Annotated in this window: 1 protein-coding gene; it reads left to right on the top strand. The window is 62.4% G+C overall.

What is annotated here, in order from left to right; all coding sequences use genetic code 11:
• Positions 1-160: 160 nt before the first annotated feature.
• Complete coding sequence (locus tag ACTMTI_RS57000) at positions 161-376, top strand: formylglycine-generating enzyme family protein (RefSeq protein ID WP_441129430.1); 216 nt, start codon at positions 161-163, stop codon at positions 374-376.
• The last annotated feature ends 156 nt before the right edge of the window (positions 377-532 follow it).

Here is a 532-nt window from a genome sequence, read left to right as displayed (position 1 = left end):
AGCTGACGCCGCGCGGACGGCACCGGTGCAACATCTGGCAGGGCACGTTTCCGTACGTGAACACCGGAGACGACGGATACGTCGGCACCTCGCCGGTTAAGCCTTCGCGCCGAACGGATACGGCCTCTACAACACTTCCGGCAACGTCTGGGAATGGCGCCTGGACCGGTGGAGCGCCGACTGGCACGCCACGGAGTCTGATCTCACCCGTGTGGATCCGCAGGGCCCGCCGATCGGTACGGCACGTGTCATGCGCGGCGGCTCCTACCTATGCCACGAGTCCTACTGCAACCGCTACCGGGTGGCTACGCGAACGAACAACACACCGAATTCCTCCACTGGGCACAGCGGCTTCCGCTGCGTTCTTTCCTCCTGATCGGCGCCCGTGTGGTCCCCCCACGGCTCCTTCCTGAACACGTACTGGAGATCACCCGCACACCATCTCCCCGGACGTGAACTCGGACACGGACACGTCGACATCAAATGCGTCGCATGCAATCTTTAATATCCGGTATATATTCAAGGCTGGTGG

It is taken from the genome of Nonomuraea sp. H19 (assembly GCF_052068215.1).
GTDB lineage: Bacteria > Actinomycetota > Actinomycetes > Streptosporangiales > Streptosporangiaceae > Nonomuraea.
Note: the sequence above shows the minus strand (reverse complement) of the source record. Positions and strands in the feature narration are given on the sequence as shown.